The organism is Massilibacillus massiliensis (assembly GCF_900086705.1).
Classification (GTDB): domain Bacteria; phylum Bacillota; class Negativicutes; order FLKF01; family FLKF01; genus Massilibacillus; species Massilibacillus massiliensis.
This window is the reverse complement of record NZ_LT575483.1, coordinates 1,631,271-1,645,845: the sequence shown is the minus strand read 5'-3', so window position 1 is coordinate 1,645,845 and position 14,575 is coordinate 1,631,271. Positions and strand designations below refer to the sequence as shown.

Annotated in this window: 18 protein-coding genes; 17 read left to right on the top strand and 1 reads right to left on the bottom strand. The window is 40.3% G+C overall.

Annotated elements, in window-relative coordinates; translation table 11 throughout:
- The first annotated feature begins 220 nt into the window (after nt 1-220).
- The 12 genes from rpmE to BN6559_RS07960 all read left to right on the top strand — a co-directional run bounded on the left by rpmE (nt 221) and on the right by BN6559_RS07960 (nt 9,083).
- Nucleotides 221-418, top strand: a complete 198-nt coding sequence (gene rpmE / locus BN6559_RS08015) for a 50S ribosomal protein L31 (RefSeq protein WP_110954232.1) — start codon at nt 221-223, stop codon at nt 416-418.
- 78 nt (nt 419-496) lie between these two features.
- Nucleotides 497-1,369 carry a DUF1385 domain-containing protein gene (locus tag BN6559_RS08010; protein ID WP_110954231.1) on the top strand — a complete coding sequence of 291 codons (873 nt, stop codon included), beginning with the start codon at nt 497-499 and terminating at the stop codon, nt 1,367-1,369.
- A 26-nt stretch (nt 1,370-1,395) separates the two neighbouring features.
- Nucleotides 1,396-2,463 (top strand): peptide chain release factor 1, encoded by a 1,068-nt coding sequence (prfA, locus tag BN6559_RS08005; protein WP_110954230.1) that lies wholly within the window; start codon nt 1,396-1,398, stop codon nt 2,461-2,463.
- Nucleotide 2,464: 1 nt separating this feature from the next.
- Complete coding sequence (gene prmC / locus BN6559_RS08000; protein WP_110954229.1) at nt 2,465-3,331, top strand: peptide chain release factor N(5)-glutamine methyltransferase; 867 nt, start codon at nt 2,465-2,467, stop codon at nt 3,329-3,331.
- A 38-nt stretch (nt 3,332-3,369) separates the two neighbouring features.
- Nucleotides 3,370-4,413, top strand: coding sequence for an L-threonylcarbamoyladenylate synthase (locus tag BN6559_RS07995; protein ID WP_110954228.1), 1,044 nt, complete (start codon nt 3,370-3,372; stop codon nt 4,411-4,413).
- 53 nt (nt 4,414-4,466) lie between these two features.
- Nucleotides 4,467-5,066, top strand: a complete 600-nt coding sequence (locus BN6559_RS07990) for a manganese efflux pump MntP (RefSeq protein ID WP_110954227.1) — start codon at nt 4,467-4,469, stop codon at nt 5,064-5,066.
- Between the two features lie 68 nt (nt 5,067-5,134).
- A complete protein-coding gene (locus BN6559_RS07985) occupies nt 5,135-5,605 on the top strand; it encodes a low molecular weight protein arginine phosphatase (RefSeq protein WP_110956326.1) in 471 nt (156 codons plus the stop codon).
- A 31-nt stretch (nt 5,606-5,636) separates the two neighbouring features.
- Nucleotides 5,637-6,074: a ribose 5-phosphate isomerase B gene (rpiB, locus tag BN6559_RS07980; RefSeq protein ID WP_110954226.1), complete on the top strand. Its 438-nt coding sequence runs from the start codon at nt 5,637-5,639 to the stop codon at nt 6,072-6,074.
- Between the two features lie 17 nt (nt 6,075-6,091).
- Nucleotides 6,092-6,637, top strand: a complete 546-nt coding sequence (locus BN6559_RS07975) for a TIGR01440 family protein (RefSeq protein ID WP_110954225.1) — start codon at nt 6,092-6,094, stop codon at nt 6,635-6,637.
- Nucleotides 6,638-6,669: 32 nt separating this feature from the next.
- A complete protein-coding gene (gene glyA, locus BN6559_RS07970; RefSeq protein ID WP_110954224.1) occupies nt 6,670-7,914 on the top strand; it encodes a serine hydroxymethyltransferase in 1,245 nt (414 codons plus the stop codon).
- Nucleotides 7,915-7,929: 15 nt separating this feature from the next.
- On the top strand, nt 7,930-8,565 hold the full coding sequence (gene upp, locus BN6559_RS07965; RefSeq protein ID WP_110954223.1) for a uracil phosphoribosyltransferase: 636 nt from the start codon (nt 7,930-7,932) through the stop codon (nt 8,563-8,565).
- A gap of 65 nt (nt 8,566-8,630) precedes the next feature.
- The gene (locus BN6559_RS07960) at nt 8,631-9,083 is read left to right on the top strand and encodes a deoxycytidylate deaminase (protein WP_110954222.1); all 453 of its coding nucleotides are present in this window, start codon (nt 8,631-8,633) and stop codon (nt 9,081-9,083) included.
- 86 nt (nt 9,084-9,169) lie between these two features.
- Here the strand turns inward: BN6559_RS07960 and BN6559_RS07955 are convergent, their stop codons facing one another.
- The gene (locus BN6559_RS07955) at nt 9,170-10,042 is read right to left on the bottom strand and encodes an NAD(P)-dependent oxidoreductase (protein ID WP_110954221.1); all 873 of its coding nucleotides are present in this window, start codon (nt 10,040-10,042) and stop codon (nt 9,170-9,172) included.
- 390 nt (nt 10,043-10,432) lie between these two features.
- Between BN6559_RS07955 and BN6559_RS07950 the strand changes: the two genes are divergently transcribed.
- From BN6559_RS07950 to BN6559_RS07930, 5 genes are all read left to right on the top strand, one after another.
- Nucleotides 10,433-11,092: a nucleoside triphosphate pyrophosphohydrolase family protein gene (locus BN6559_RS07950; RefSeq protein ID WP_110954220.1), complete on the top strand. Its 660-nt coding sequence runs from the start codon at nt 10,433-10,435 to the stop codon at nt 11,090-11,092.
- Between the two features lie 96 nt (nt 11,093-11,188).
- The gene (locus BN6559_RS07945; protein WP_110954219.1) at nt 11,189-12,220 is read left to right on the top strand and encodes a glycosyltransferase family 4 protein; all 1,032 of its coding nucleotides are present in this window, start codon (nt 11,189-11,191) and stop codon (nt 12,218-12,220) included.
- A 100-nt stretch (nt 12,221-12,320) separates the two neighbouring features.
- A complete protein-coding gene (gene wecB, locus BN6559_RS07940) occupies nt 12,321-13,475 on the top strand; it encodes a non-hydrolyzing UDP-N-acetylglucosamine 2-epimerase (RefSeq protein ID WP_110954218.1) in 1,155 nt (384 codons plus the stop codon).
- 125 nt (nt 13,476-13,600) lie between these two features.
- Nucleotides 13,601-13,834 carry an AtpZ/AtpI family protein gene (locus BN6559_RS07935; protein WP_199883844.1) on the top strand — a complete coding sequence of 78 codons (234 nt, stop codon included), beginning with the start codon at nt 13,601-13,603 and terminating at the stop codon, nt 13,832-13,834.
- Nucleotides 13,835-14,165: 331 nt separating this feature from the next.
- A complete protein-coding gene (locus BN6559_RS07930) occupies nt 14,166-14,552 on the top strand; it encodes an ATP synthase subunit I (protein WP_199883843.1) in 387 nt (128 codons plus the stop codon).
- Nucleotides 14,553-14,575 lie beyond the last annotated feature (23 nt).

The following is a 14,575-nucleotide window of genomic DNA, read 5'->3' as shown; positions in this document are numbered from 1 at the left end:
CTGGAGCATTATTTTTATTAATTTGCATATGTATATTGCACTACGTATTGCGTTATGCTATAATTGTCTGGTAGTAAACAGAGGTGTGTTTATTACATTATTTCCTTTCAAGAGCGACTTGCTTTACCTCAAGAGAAATGGGAAGCTAAGTCTTATCTAAATGCTGCGGCATTTAAAATATTATAGCCCTGTTTTGGGGAAAGAGTGAGGTGCACAAGATATGCAACAAGGAATTCATCCAGAATTCAAAGAAGCAAAAGTAGTTTGCGGTTGTGGCAATACATTTACAACTGGTTCCGTAAAAGCAGAACTTCATGTAGACGTATGTTCCAAATGCCATCCGTTCTTTACTGGTCGTCAACGTGATATTACAGCTGGCGGTAGAATTGAAAAATTCAACAAACGTTATGGTAAATAATATGAATGACTGGCAGAGCAGAGATGCTCTGCTTCATTTGTAATTAGGGGAAGGTTTCATAGACAGGGGGAACGAACCATGGAGGTAAAGCCAACAATTGGCGGACAGGCGGTTATCGAGGGTGTAATGATGCGTGGGCCTGAATATGTGTCTACAGCGGTACGCGAACCGTCTGGTGAAATTAGTGTAAAAACAGAAAAAGTTTCGTCTATAACTGAGCGGTATCCTATTTTAAAAAAACCGATGCTGCGTGGTGTTATAGCTTTAGGAGAATCGCTTATTCTAGGCTTAAAATCGTTATCTTATTCGGCGCAGCGTGCCGGAGAAGAAGGCGAAGAACTATCGAATCGTGAAATTGTGATGACGATGATGTTCTCACTAGGGTTGGCGATCGTTTTATTTATTATCATTCCGACAGCAGCGGCAAAATATTTTCATGGTATGATCAGCGATCCGATTTGGCTGAATTTAGCTGAAGGCGGGCTTAGGATGTTGATTTTTTTAGTTTATATTTACGGAATTTCTCGAATGAAAGATATTCAAAGAGTGTTTCAATATCATGGAGCGGAACATAAAACCATCCATGCTTATGAAGCAGGGGTAGAACTCACGGTGGAAAATGTCCAAAAATATAGTACGTTGCATCCGCGCTGTGGGACAGCTTTTTTACTCATTGTTATGGTTGTAAGTATCATTATGTTTGCTTTTTTAGGCTGGCCGGATTTGTGGCTTAGAATTACGTCTAGAATTGTGCTATTGCCAGTTGTTGCTGGTATTTCGTATGAAATCATTCGCTTTGCCGGGCGCAGTGAGAATGCTTTCGTTAAAGTTGCAATTTTACCGGGACTTTGGTTGCAAAAAATTACGACCAATCAACCGGATGATGACCAAGTGGAAGTGGCTATACAAGCGTTGGAAGCAGTAAAGCCAACACCAGTAGAGAATGTATAATACTGATGTTTTAGAGGTGAAGAATAGTGCTTGATAAATTACAGGCAGTTGAAGATAAATATATGCAGTTAGAATCGATGATTAGTGATCCGGATATTATTGCAGATATGGCAAAATGGCAGAAATACAGTCGTGAGCATGCAAATCTGGGTGTAATCGTTGAGAAATTCCGTGAATATAAGGAAGTTCGCAAGGGGATTGAAGATGCGAGGGAAATGTTCGAGGAACAGCTCGATGATGAGTTTAGAAAAATGGTGGAAGGCGAGCTTACAGATCTAAAAGCTAGACAAGAAGTTTTGGAAGCGGAACTGCCGATTATGTTATTGCCGAAAGATCCAAATGATGATAAGAGTGTTATTGTAGAGATTCGTGGCGGTGCCGGCGGTGATGAAGCGGCGTTGTTTGCAGGCAATTTATTTAGAATGTATACCCGCTATGCGGAAATGCAAGGTTGGCGGGCAGAAGTTTTGGATGCCAATGAAACCGAATTGGGCGGTTTTAAAGAAGTTTCGTTTGCAATTGACGGATATGGTGCATATAGTAAGCTGAAATATGAAAGCGGTGTGCATCGTGTACAGCGTGTACCAACCACGGAATCCAGCGGACGGATTCATACTTCTACAGTTACGGTAGCAGTTCTGCCGGAAGCGGAAGAAGTCGATGTGGAAATCAAACAAAATGAACTTCGTATTGATACGTATTGTGCGAGTGGTGCTGGCGGTCAGCATGTTAATAGAACAGAATCGGCAGTTCGTATTACGCATTTGCCGACGGGAATCGTAGTACAATGTCAAGATGAAAAATCACAATTGAAGAATAAAGATAAAGCGATGCGTGTACTTCGTGCAAAGGTGCTGGAACTTGCACAGGAAGAACAACGCAGTGAGTTGGCTGCAGATCGCAAGAGTCAGGTCGGTACAGGGGATCGCAGTGAACGGATTCGTACTTATAATTTTCCGCAAGGCAGGGTAACGGATCATCGTATCGGTCTTACACTTCATAAATTGGATTTTGTATTAAATGGTGAACTTGACGAATTAATCAATGCTTTGGTTACCGCAGATCAAAGTGAAAAATTGCAGCAGGTTAATTAAGATGGAAAAGCCAAATGAAGTATGGACGATTGGCAGCATTTTAAAATGGACAGGGCAGTACTTTGCAGATAAAGGCGTGGAATCTCCACGCCTTGATGCGGAAGTACTGCTTTCCCATGTGCTGGGAAAAGAGCGTATTTATCTGTATGTCCATTTTGATGAACCACTGCAAGCGGAAGAGTTGTCCAGATATAAAGCGATGATAAAAAAACGCGTGGCTCGGATGCCGGTTGCGTATATTATTGGTTACAAAGAATTTATGGGGCTTTCATTTGAGGTGTCTCCCGCGGTATTAATTCCTCGCCCGGATACGGAAATCTTAGTAGAAGCTGTAATTGAGCGTTTGAAGGACAGAGGCAAAGTAGATTTTGTGGATATCGGGACTGGAAGCGGTGCGATTGTCTTGTCGCTTTTAGCGAATTTACCACAAGCCGTGGGTAGTACAGTAGATATTTCCGAAGAAGCAATACAGATTGCAAAGCGTAACGCTGAAAAAATAGGTGTACAGGATCGTGTGACTTTTTTTCACGGCGATGTTTATAGTCCAATTCGAGGGCAGGTATTCGATGTGATTGTTTCAAATCCGCCTTATATTCCAGATGGGGATATTCAAGGTTTGACTGCCGAAGTGAAATGTGAACCGCATCATGCGTTAGCCGGTGGGATAGATGGTTTGGATTTTTATCGCAGGTTGATTGGTGGAGGTTTGGATTTACTCAAACCGGGCGGCTTTATGGCTTTTGAAGTAGGCATTCATCAAGCTGCGGCAGTCGCTGAACTGGCGAAGAACTTCTCGGCGTTTGGTGAAGCAATCATTTTAAAGGATTATGGCGGCATTGAGCGGGTTGTGATTTTAGATAAGGTTTGATCAGTAATTTCGTATCATTTAAAATAGGAGTCTTTTGTATGGAAACAAAGGTAATTAAAATCAAGGAAAAGTCAGATCCGTTGGCATTGCTGCCGGCGGCAAAAATTTTGCAGCAGGGAGGTTTGGTTGCCTTCCCGACCGAGACTGTGTATGGCCTAGGGGCAAATGGTTTGGACGGTGATGCAGTTCGATCAATTTATGCAGCGAAGGGAAGACCTTCGGATAATCCATTGATTTTGCATGTGGCTGATTTTTCCGAATTTGATAAATTAGCAATTGATATCAGTGATACAGCACGTAAGATGATCGAGGCTTTTTGTCCGGGCCCAATCACGTTGATTTTAAAGCGGCAGAGATTTGTACCGGATGCAGTTACGGGAGGCTTGGATACGGTGGGAATCAGAATGCCGAATCACGAAGTTGCAAGGGCGTTGATTCGTTTAGCAGGTGTTCCGCTGGCGGCGCCGAGTGCGAATACTTCTGGCAGGCCAAGCCCGACCAATGCAGAGGCAGTTTTGGCAGATTTGGAAGGTAAAATTGGTGCGGTTATAGATGGCGGCAATTGTGTATTTGGACTTGAGTCTACGATTGTGGATTGTACTGGTGAGGTGCCTACCGTGCTTCGTCCTGGCGCAGTTACGATGGAAATGTTATCTGCAGTTGTCGGGGAGGTAAAGCTTGACCCTGGGTTAAGCGGTGAGAACAGCGTTCCGAAAGCACCGGGGATGAAATATACACATTATGCACCGAAAGCACCTATGGTCATGCTTGAGGGAGCGAAAGACAAGATTGCTGAAGGATTGTTTGAAGAGATTGCAAAAGCAAGGGCAAAAGGGAAAAAAATTGGTGTGATTGTAAGTAAAGAAGTTGCAGACATGATGCCGAAGGACATAGTCACTGTTGTGTATGGCAGCAGAGAGAATGTTGCAGAAATTGCAACGAATCTGTATCGGGCATTACGTAGTTTTGATCAAATGCAGGTGGATATTATTTTTGCTGAAGGGACGGAACATACTGGACTTGGATTAGCCGTGATGAATCGTATGCATAAGGCAAGTGGCTATCGAATAATAAATTTATAAAGTGTATAAGTTATGTGTGTAACTCATACAAATGAATTAATGGGGTGAAGCGATTGGGAACCTTAGAAATTTTCGTTTTGAGTACCGCATTAGGCATGGATTTATTTTCGGTAGCAATTGTAATTGGCATGAATCGAATTCGTCGTAAAGTAATTTTAACCTCCAGTATTGTTTTTGCTATATTTCATATTGTGATGTTATTAGCAGGATATCATCTGGGACATTTCTTGGGTGCCTTTGTTGATAAGTTGAGTATCGATAGTGGTTCTTCCACTTTGATGATAGAGAACTGTGCAAACATAATTGGCGCGGGCGTGTTTGTGGGGCTAGGTTTTCTGATGCTCAAAGAGAGTTTTAGCAATGAAGATAAACTCGGCAATAAAAGAAAAAATCCTTTATGTGGCTGGACTTTGATGGTAGTGGCTTTCAGCGTGAGTATCGATGCGCTGGCGGCAGGATTTAGTTTTGGTATTATGGATGTGAATTTGATAAAGTTGAATATGATTCTGGGCAGTGTGATTTTTTTTATTTCTGCGTTTGGCTTGAGTATCGGCAGGCAGGCAAACAAGTTATTAGGAAAGCGCTCGGAACAACTTGGCGGAATTGTTTTGATTTTGTTGGGTGGAAATATTTTATGGCATTTAATTGTTTAGATACTTTTAGTTCAAGTAAAAGTTGTGTTAAAATAGAAGTAGATTTTGTTGCTAGAGGGTGAAGTTTGGTGTTTAAGGTTTTGTTCGTTTGTACAGGAAATACTTGCCGCAGTCCAATGGCGGAGGCTTTATTTCGCAAGAAAATTACAGAGCATAATCTAGATGGCTCCATCATGGTAGGATCCGTAGGGTTGGCAGCGATTAACGGGGATCGTGCATCGAAACATGCATGCTTGGCGATGCAGGCGTACGGCTTGCATTTGGAATCGCATGCTTCGCGGCAGATTACAAGTGAAGCTATATTATCGACAGATTTGATTTTAACGATGACCAATGGGCATAAGCATGCTATTTTGGGAGCGATGCCTGCGTTAAAAGGGCGTGTATTTACGTTGTCTGAATATGCCGATGAAGCGTTGGATGTTATGGATCCTTTTGGTGGAAATGAAGCCATTTATCAAGCATGCGCACAAAGCATACAAAGGTATATAGAAAAAGTTTGGCCTAAAGTTATAGCTTGCATGAACAAAAAATCTTGAAAATAAGTGAAATAAAAATGGAGGAAGAAAGATGAAAATAACAATTGGCAGTGATCATGGCGCAGTAAATTTAAAAGAAGAAATAAAAAAAGTATTAGCGGAACTGAAAGTAGAAGTCAATGATGTTGGGACATTTGGCACTGAAGCAGTAGATTATCCGGATATTGCAGAAAAAGTTGCACATAGTGTAATAAGCGGTGAAGCTGATCGGGGCATCGTTCTTTGCGGAACTGGAATTGGTATTTCTATTGCGGCGAATAAAATTAAAGGTATACGTGCAGCACTTTGTCATGATATTTTCTCCGCGAAAATGTCGCGTGAACATAATAATGCGAACATTTTAGCAATGGGCGAAAGAGTGATTGGCTTTGGTCCGGCTTGTGAAATTGTGAAGGCATGGGTAACAACAGAATTTTCCGGCGATCGTCATGCGCGTCGCGTAAATAAAATCATGGCACTAGAAAAATAAAACTAGGAGTCTTGTGAATGGATATAGAGACAGTCAAAGCGGAATCCCGGGCAGCACTTTTGGAACTGATTGAAGTTTCCGGCGTTAAGCCAGGGCAGATTGTTGTGATTGGTTGTTCGACGAGTGAAATCATTGGCTCGAAAATTGGTACGGCAGGGTCTGAAGAAGTAGCAACTGCTTTATTGGAGGCAGTGCAAGGAATTGCAAATAGTACAGGTATCTTTTTCGCAATTCAATGTTGTGAACATTTGAATCGTGCTTTGGTTGTAGAGCGTAAAGTGATGGAAGCATATCGGTTGGAACAGGTTGCGGTTTTTCCTGCACCTCATGCCGGTGGATCGCTTGCTGCGCAGGCGATGAAAAGTTACCAGGAGCCTGTCGTGGTAGAAACGATTTGTGCGCACGCCGGTCTTGATATCGGAGCAACGTTAATTGGAATGCATCTAAAGCATGTCGCTGTGCCGGTTCGTTTGCAAACAAAAAAGATTGGACAGGCGGTCATCATTGCAGCGAGAACCCGGCCTAAATTTATTGGGGGAAGTCGAGCTATATATCAGGCTTGATGATATTATAAAAAGTGAGGGGAATTGAAAACATGAGTTTACTAGACGATTTGGCTACGGTAGATCCGGAAATTAAGCAGGCAATTGATGCCGAATTAAGCCGTCAACGCAATAAGTTAGAACTAATTGCTTCAGAAAATATTGTGAGTAAAGCTGTCATGGAAGCGCAAGGATCTGTGTTGACAAATAAATACGCAGAAGGCTATCCTGGCAAACGTTACTATGGTGGCTGTGAATGTGTTGATGTAGTAGAACAGTTGGCAATTGATCGCGCAAAAGAACTTTTTGGTGCTGCGTATGTCAATGTACAGCCTCATTCCGGTGCACAGGCAAATATGGCAGTATTTTTTGCGTTATTGACACCTGGCGATACTGTTATGGGAATGAATTTAACCGATGGCGGACATTTAACGCATGGAAGTCCTGTCAATATGTCTGGTAAATATTTTCATATTGTTCCTTATGGCGTTACAGAGGATACAAATCGAATTGACTATGATGAAGTTGAAAAAACAGCTGAGGATTGCAAGCCTAAAATGATCGTTGTTGGTGCAAGTGCCTATGCAAGAACGATTGATTTTGAAAGAATGAGCCAAATTGCAAAAAAAGTGGGCGCATATTTGATGGTTGATATGGCGCATATTGCAGGATTAGTAGCTGCTGGTCTTCATCCAAATCCAGTTCCTTTTGCTGATGTTGTTACGACGACTACACATAAAACTTTGCGTGGGCCTCGCGGCGGATTGATTATGACAAAGGACGAGGAATTTGGCAAACAATTCAATAAAGCTGTTTTTCCGGGAATTCAAGGTGGACCGCTGATGCATGTAATTGCAGCGAAAGCCGTTGCATTAAAAGAAGCCTTATCTGAAGAATTCAAAGAATATCAGAAACAGATTATTAAAAATGCCAATGCATTAGCCAATGCTTTGATTGAACAGGGCTTTACGATTGTATCCGGCGGAACGGATAATCATTTAATGCTGGTGGATCTTCGTTCGAAGAATTTAACCGGAAAAGTAGCAGAGAAATTATTAGATGATGTTGGAATCACTGCAAACAAAAATACGATTCCATTTGAACCATTGAGTCCATTTGTAACAAGTGGTCTTCGTCTTGGTTCACCGGCGCTGACTGCGCGCGGGTTTAAAGAAAAGGATATGGAGAAAGTAGCTGAAATCATAGCACTGGTATTGAATGATCCAGAAAGCGATGCGAAAAAATTGCAGGCGGAAAAAATGGTTGCACAGCTTTGCGCGAAATATCCATTATACTAGGGGGAAATAGAATACATGACAGGTTTAAAGATCAATGTTATCGATCATCCATTAATTCAGCATAAGTTGACAATTATGCGCAGAGAAAGTACAGGTACGAAAGATTTTCGCCAATTGCTAGAAGAAATTTCTATGCTTATGGCGTATGAAATAACGAGAAATATGCCACTCAGAGAAGTTGAAATTAAAACACCGGTAACGACTTGTAAAAGTAAAGTATTAACGGGTAAAAAGATTGCGGTTATACCAATTTTGCGTGCTGGTTTAGGAATGCTTAACGGCATTGTAAATCTAATTCCGACAGCAAAAGTTGGGCATGTTGGGCTGTATCGTGATCCAGAAACATTAAAACCGGTAGAATATTATTGCAAATTGCCGAGTGATGTTGGAGAACGTACACTGGTTGTTGTGGATCCAATGCTTGCAACTGGCGGTTCTTCTGCGGCAGCAATTCAGATGTTAAAAGACAAAGGGGCAAAATCTATTATTTTAATGTGCCTAGTTGTTGCACCGGAAGGTGTTAAAGTTGTCAACGAGGAACATCCTGACGTTGAGATTTACACAGCAGGTTTAGATGAATGCTTAAACGATCATGGGTATATTGTTCCAGGCCTTGGTGATGCTGGGGATAGAATTTTTGGAACGAAATAAGCATGCGGTCTACATAAAATAGAGATGCCGATTGGTGTCTCTATTTTTAATCAAGAGGTGAGAATATGGGGCATGTACGTCCAGATTGGAACGAATATTTTTTAGAAATAGCAAAAGCAGTTGGCAAACGAGCAACCTGTTTACGGCGTATTTATGGAGCACTGATTGTGAAAGATCATATTATTATCAGTACAGGATATAATGGAGCGCCGCGCGGTGCAATAAGTTGCTTGGAGCTGAATTATTGTAAAAGGGAAGCCTGCAATGTTCCTAAAGGTGAACGTTACGAGCTTTGTGAAGCGGTGCATGCTGAGCAAAATGCGATTATAAATGGCGATCCGGAAAAAATGAAGAATGCGACAATTTACATTGTCGGATTTAACGCCGATGGAACATTAGCTTCGGGAAAACCTTGTCTGCTCTGCAGGCGTATGATTCGAAATGCAATGATTGCGAAAGTCGTTTACCTAGAAACAGATGGATCAATTGTAGAGTGTGATCCCAAGGAGATTACATAATGTTTTGAGCTATCTGGGAAAATAAAAAGACTCGGTAGATCTATTCTGTAAACAAATAGATCTACCGAGTCTTTTATTTTTTTATGTTACTTTTCTAATATTTTAATCAAAGCTTGTGTTCCGTAAAGATCTCCGCCTTCGGCAGATAGTTGATCATAAAGTTTTTTTGCTAGATTTAAACCAGGCAGCTCTAAATCGACTTCTTTTGCGGATTCAATCGCAATTCCCATATCTTTGATAAAATGTTTTACATAAAATCCTGGTGCATAATCCCCTTGAATCATGCGCGGTGCAAGGTTAGATAAAGACCAAGAGCCGGCAGCACCTGTAGAAATGCTGGTTAAAACAGCATTTGGATCAAGTCCGACTTTTTTGGCATAAATGATTGCTTCACATACGCCCATCATATTTGAGGCGATGGCAATTTGGTTACACATTTTTGTATATTGACCGGCACCGGCTAAGCCGAGATATTGAATATTTTTTCCTAGCACTTCAAAAATTGGTTTCATGGCTGTATAGGCTCTCTCGTCTCCGCCGACCATAATTGATAATTTTGCTTCTCTTGCTCCGATGTCACCGCCGGATACGGGCGCATCCAAGGCAAAAATTCCTTTGCTTTGCGCAACTTGAGAGATTTGTTTTGAGAGTCTTGGACTTGAAGTTGTCATGTCAATGAGATAGGTGCCAAGTTTCGCATGATCGATGAGTCCTTGGTCGCCAAAATAGATATCTTCAACATCTTTTGGATATCCAACCATGGTGATGATTACATTACAAGTCTGCGCCAATTCTTTTGGCGTATCTTTCCAAGCAGCACCTTGTGCAATCAATGCAGAAGCTTTTTCTTTTGTACGGTTGTACACGCTGACCTTGTAGCCTGCTTTGAGCAGATTTTCTGCCATGCTTTTACCCATTACGCCAAGTCCGATAAAGCCGATATCATATGTATTTTTCATGAGAAAATATCCTCCTGAGATTTTTTTTTTAGGTATAACATAACAATAATATGTATATAAAAAAATAGCAAGCAAATATCTGTAATATTGGTAGAATTTCTATTCGGATGTTATACGAAAAACACCTTTTATCGTTATCTTTTATTCGCAGGTATGCTATAATAGAAAAATGTTTTAAGCTAACATGGAAAAAGCAGAAAGCGCGGCTTTTTCCAGAGGCGCATGTATCCGGTTGTAAGCCGAATTGAGATTCGTAGTAGGTGGTTAACCAGCTGGTGCGCTAGTTTGTAAAATTAAAGAATTAAAATTTGTGTAAAAAGCTAGTGAAAAATATAAGGAATTTTGTATAATAAAGGTGTATAATGAAGTTCTAATAGGTGGAGAGATAAAATGTTTGAAGTTATTGTTTTACCAAAATTAAATCAATTGTCACCAACTTTAAATTCAACCTTGTTAAAAATTATTGAGGAGGCGGGAGAACTTGCCAGAGCAACGTTGGCATTTTTGCCTTATCAGCGTTTAAAAGGGATTGAAATCTCTGAGCTTTCTGCTGCTAAAAGTGTGCTGGCAGAAGTAAATGCAGAGTTGTTGGATGTGGCACAAACTTGTGTTACGATGATTTTTGTTATGGAAGAAAGTTATAATATTGAGATCGCTAAATTAATTGAACGTCACTTGTCCAAACTTGAAAGCAAAGGATATTCATTTGATAAAAGTCATCAATATTGCCTTCATACAGAGGGGAATTATAAATATCTTGCCTTGCCAAAGCTGGATTTGCCGGAAGTGACATTGCTCACTACAGTATGTAAAATTCAAGAAGAACTTGGTGAACTGACACAATATTTGGGCAAAAATATGGGGGCGTCCGGTGAATATTCAGCTTTAACAGATCGGGAAGTGATGATTGGCAGTGCCGAAGAGCTTCTTGATGTAGCGCAGTGCTGTTTTACGATGATGTATTTACTTGCGCAGCGATATGATGTCGATGTGGATGAGTTGGTGAAACTTCACGTTGCTAAATTAAAACGTAAAGGGTACTGTATCTAAGGCGTGAAGGGCGTGCGAGGATATGTTTATTTGATTGACAGTCTAGTTTTGGTGATGTACAATTGGTGTGTTGCATAGAAAGAGGTGTTTGAGTTTATGCCGGATTATATTTTGTCGTTTTTCATTGCGCTTGTCATAGCGTATGTATTAACGCCGCAAATTATTTCCTTAGCTAAAAAAGCTGGAGCTATGGATGCTCCTGATGAACGCAAAGTGCATACTGCTCCTATCCCTAGAATGGGTGGTCTTGCTATATATGTTGCCTTTATGGTAGCAGTTTTTTTTACGGTTGATTTAACGACGGAGATTATAGGACTATTGCTCGGCGGCACGGTAATTTTGGCTGTCGGTGTAATTGATGATTTAAAAAATTTACCGGCTAAAGTAAAGCTGGCTGGTCAAATCATTGCGGCTTTAGTATTGGTTTTGTTTGATATTCGTATCGATTGGATTAGTGATCCTTTTGGTGATATGATTTATCTGGAATATTTAGCAGTGCCGGTGACGATATTTTGGATTGTAGGCCTTACAAATACGGTTAACTTAATTGATGGTCTTGATGGTCTTGCTGCTGGTGTTTCTACGATTGCTTCGATTACAATCTTGTTGGTTGCATTGCAGCAGAATTATATACTTATTGCAGTGTTGACAGCGGCGATCGCTGGCGGAGCGCTGGGGTTTTTACAGTATAATTTCAATCCGGCGAAGATTTTTATGGGGGATACTGGCAGTATGTTTTTAGGGTATATGCTGGCGGGTATCTCTGTGATTGGTGCAGTAAAGTCGGCTGCGACTATTGCGTTGATTGTGCCTATTTTTGCACTAGGTCTGCCAATCTTGGATACTGCATTTGCGATTGTTAGACGTTACATGAGCGGGAAACCGATTTTTAAACCTGATAGAGGACATTTGCATCATCGTTTGCTTGATTTGGGGTTCACGCAAAGACAGGCAGTACTTTTAATGTATGTCATCAGCGGGGTTTTAGGTTTGAGTGCGATTGCGCTGACCGAGGTCAGCAGTGGGTTCGCGATTGCAATTATCATTGCTGTGATGTTAGTTGTATTTATTGGGGCGAAGAAACTTGGTATTTTGAAAACAAAAAAGTCAGTTAGAACGAATTCTTGATAGAAGTAAACCATTGCAGGCAGGCATATAGCCTGCCTATTTTACAATGGAAAATCAGATGATTCGCGTCCCAAAGTGTAGGAAAGGGGTAGAGAATTTTATGAAACGTATTAAAGTAATGACTGTATTTGGCACTCGCCCGGAAGCGATTAAAATGGCACCGGTTGTTTTGGAACTGGCAAAATATCCGGATAAAATTACACCTGTTGTTGCTGTAACAGCGCAACATCGTGATATGCTCGATCAAGTACTGAATTTATTTGAAATAAAACCGGATCATGATCTTGATATCATGGCGCAGGGGCAGACTTTGTTTGATATAACCTGCAAAGCCATGCAAGGCTTGAATCAAGTTCTAGCAGAAGAAAAGCCGGATATTGTGTTGGTACATGGAGATACGACAACGACTTTTGCCGGCGCATTGGCTGCTTTTTATCATCAAACTGCAGTTGGACATGTAGAGGCTGGACTTAGAACGCAGAACAAATATTCACCGTTTCCGGAAGAGATGAATCGTAAGTTGACAGGTTCTTTAGCGGATCTGCACTTTGCACCGACCGATACGGCATGCCAGAATCTCGCACAAGAAAACATCCAAGGCGAGCAAGTATTTGTCACAGGGAATACAGTGATTGATGCGCTTTTGAAAACAGTAGATGAAAATTTTGTTTTTGAAAATGAACTTTTGAAAAGTATTGATTATAAGAATAAGAAAGTTGTGCTGGTAACAACACATCGCAGAGAAAATCTTGGGGAACCAATGCGTCATGTTTATCAAGCATTGCGTGCACTTGTAAACGAATTTTCTGATATCGAAATTGTTTTTCCAGTGCACAAGAACCCTAAAGTCCGTGAAGTTGTAGAGAGTGAATTAGGGAAAATGGAGCGCGTGCATTTAATTGACCCGCTCGATTATGAACCATTTGCAAATTTACTCGCACGTTCATATTTGGTCTTAACTGACTCGGGTGGTATTCAAGAAGAGGCACCTGCATTAGGAAAACCTGTGCTTGTTCTTCGTGATACAACTGAACGTCCGGAGGCAATTGGTGCCGGCACAGTAAAATTGATCGGTACGGATAAACAGCGTGTATATGATGAAGCAAAGTTGTTAATAACTGACGAAAAGGAATATCATAAGATGTCAAATGCTTGTAACCCTTATGGCGATGGACAAGCATCAAGACGTATTGTGGAAGCGATTCTTTGGAAATATGGTTGGACGGATCATAAACCTGATTCGTTTGAAGTATAATATAGTACATAAAAGCTGCTGGCAAAATCAAATTTGCGGCAGCTTTTTTTATGAAATAGATAGGCCAGATACAATATGGTTTATATGCAATATTTATGCAATATTTTTTTGAAAGGATGAATAATGTGGATAAAAAAGGAAATAATAAGAAGGATACGCAGTCTACTTTGCAGGCATTGGGATTTGCTACAGGGTTGGGAATAAATTTTGTTATTACAATTGGCGTGTGTCTCTATGGCGGAATTTATATTGATGAAAAACTCGTTTCAAGCCCGATTGCGACAATTAGCGGCATTTTTTTAGGTTTTATCGCAGCGATTTGGTCGACTTATAAAAAACTACTTGGCAAAAATAAATAATATGGTATAATTATAGAGTCATTATGATAAATGAGTTTTATATTTTACAAATACTGCATAAACATAAGTAATACTTATCATATAATAAATGATTTGTTGGGTTTATGCAAAAAAGTATAAAATTCATAATCAAGTCCTGATTTTAATGTTTTTACTAAAAAACAGCGAATATTTTAGCAGGATAAACTTGGCCTTTTGTCGAAGGAAAAATAAAGGCCTGAATGAAGTTCTGTTCAGAATTTTCTAAATTTTTAGGGCAATAGGTATTATTTATTTTAAAAGGCAGGATATTCTTTACTATATGGTTTGGAAAAACTGTTTGTGGGGGAATATGAAAAATTTATTAACATGCATAAAGTCTATATTAACGCAAACTGCAATTGGCTTACTTTTATGTAGCGTTGGTGCTTATATATTAGGAAAGGCGTATTTTGTTATGCCTATAATTGCCGGTTGTATCGTTGGTGGTGCTTGTTGGTTTATCGTTGTTTACAGAATGACAAGAAGTACAGAGTTAACCGTGACAGAGGCAAAGAAGAATATGCAGATTGGTCTGCTTGTTCGCTGGATGCTTATGATTGCGGCATTTATTGCGGCAATTCGAATATCTGAAGAAATGTTTTGGGCGGTTGTACTAGGATTCTTTTTGATTTCTGTGATCATTATGATAAATGCTATTGTATTTGCCTACAATAGTAATGTTAATAATACAAAGTGATTACATAACTTGTAGGAGTGGTA